At 76.0% G+C, this 1,935-nt stretch carries 2 protein-coding genes; both read left to right on the forward strand.

The window, feature by feature from the left end; genetic code table 11:
- A partial coding sequence (locus tag AB8Z75_RS34235; protein ID WP_369208936.1) for an amidohydrolase family protein occupies positions 1 to 982 on the forward strand: 982 nt, incomplete at its 5' end.
- Positions 983 to 1,043: 61 nt separating this feature from the next.
- Positions 1,044 to 1,935, forward strand: an 892-nt coding sequence (locus AB8Z75_RS34240; protein WP_369208938.1) for a carboxyl transferase domain-containing protein, incomplete at its 3' end; no start/stop codon positions are given.

Below are 1,935 nucleotides of genomic sequence, written 5' to 3' on the forward strand. Positions count from 1 at the left end.
CGGTGCCACCGAGCCCCCCACCCTCGACGGCTGGGTACTGCCGGGACTCGTGGACGCCCACTGCCACGTCGGGCTCGACGCGCACGGTCCCGTGGACGACTCCACCAGCGAGAAGCAGGCGCTCACCGACCGCGAGGCCGGAGCGCTGCTGCTCCGCGACGCCGGCTCCCCCTCCGACACCCGCTGGATCGACCACCGCGACGACCTGCCCCGCATCATCCGCGCCGGGCGCCACATCGCCCGCACCCGCCGCTACATCCGCAACTACGCGCACGAGATCGAACCCGGCGACCTGGCCGCCTACGTACGCCGCGAGGCCCGGCGCGGCGACGGCTGGGTCAAGATCGTCGGCGACTGGATCGACAGGGAGGAGGGCGACCTCACCGCCTGCTGGCCGCGCTGGGCCATCGAGGAGGCCATCGAAGCGGCCCACCAGGAGGGCGCCCGTGTCACCGCACACTGCTTCGCCGAGGACTCGCTGCGTGACCTGGTGGAAGCCGGCATCGACTGCATCGAGCACGCCACCGGACTCACCGAGGAGACCGTCCCGCTCTTCGCCGAGCGCGGCGTCGCCATCGTGCCCACGCTCGTCAACATCGCCACCTTCCCCGCCCTCGCCGACGGCGGCGAGCGGAAGTTCCCCCGCTGGTCGGCCCACATGCGCCAACTGCACGCCCGCCGCTACGAGACCGTGCGCGCCGCCTGGGACGCCGGCATCCCCGTCTTCACCGGCACCGACGCGGGCGGGTCCCTCGCCCACGGGCTCGTCGGCCAGGAGGTCGCGGAACTCGTCAAGGCCGGTATCCCCGCCCGCGACGCGCTGGCCGCCGCCACCTGGACGGCCCGCGACTGGCTGGGCCGGCCGGGACTGACCGAGGGCGCCCCCGCCGACTTCGTCGTCTACGACACCGATCCGCGCGCGGACGTCCGGGTACTGGACACGCCGCGCCACGTGGTGCTCAGGGGCCGGGTGGTGCGCTGAGGCACGCCACGGGGAGAGGCGCCGTACTGACAGGCGGCACCCGGTGCCGCACGCTGGAACCATGAGCCCCATGGCACCCGGTGACAGCGCACCAGACGAGCACCGCGACGTCCGCGCGCCGTGCGCAAGCCGCGCACCCGAGCGCCGGGGCCCCGCCCGCGCCACCGCGCGAACGCTGCTCGACCGGGTGGCGGAAGGCTTCCGCGAGTTCGGCCCCGAACCGGTGGCCGCCCGCGCGGACACGGACACGAACGCGGACACGGGAGGGGGCACCGGTGGTCAAACAGCGGGGCGGACGGCCGTGGAACAGGTGGACGGGCCGCTGGGGTGGCCCGGATACGACCGGGCGCGGGCCCGGGCGCGCGAGCGCACCGGGGAGGACGAATCCGTGGTGTGCGGCACGGGACGGATCGGCGGCAGCGAAACCGTCCTCCTGTGCTTCGAGTTCGACTACCTCGGCGGCTCACTCGGTGAACGCACCGGCGACCGCATCGAGACCGCCCACCGGCGGGCCCGGCACCTCCGGCTGCCCGTCGTCACCCTCGTCGCCACCGGCGGCAGCCGCATGCAGGAGGGGATGCGCGCCCTGATCCAGCTCCAGCGTGTCGCCCGGCAGACCGCCCTGACCCGCGCCGCAGGGCTGCCGCAACTGGCCGTCGTGCGCGACCCCGCGACCGGCGGCGGGTGGGCCACCCTCGCCGCCGGCGCCGACGTGGTCCTCGGTCTGCCCGGCGCCCAGGCCGCCTTCGCCGGATCACGCGTACGCCCCCGCGACGCCGACCCCGCCGCGTACACCGCGGAGGGCCAGCACGCGGCCGGGCACCTCGACGGCCTCGTCCCCGAGCCCGCGCTCGCGCCCGTCCTCGCACACTGGCTCGCCCTGCTGACCGGCGGTGACCCGGACGCGGTCCGCGACGGCGCCGCCCCGCCCCCCGCTCCGGTCCCGGCCGCCC

Origin of the sequence: Streptomyces sp. PU-14G (assembly GCF_041028275.1) — a bacterium.
In the GTDB taxonomy this organism is placed as follows: Bacteria; Actinomycetota; Actinomycetes; order Streptomycetales; family Streptomycetaceae; genus Streptomyces.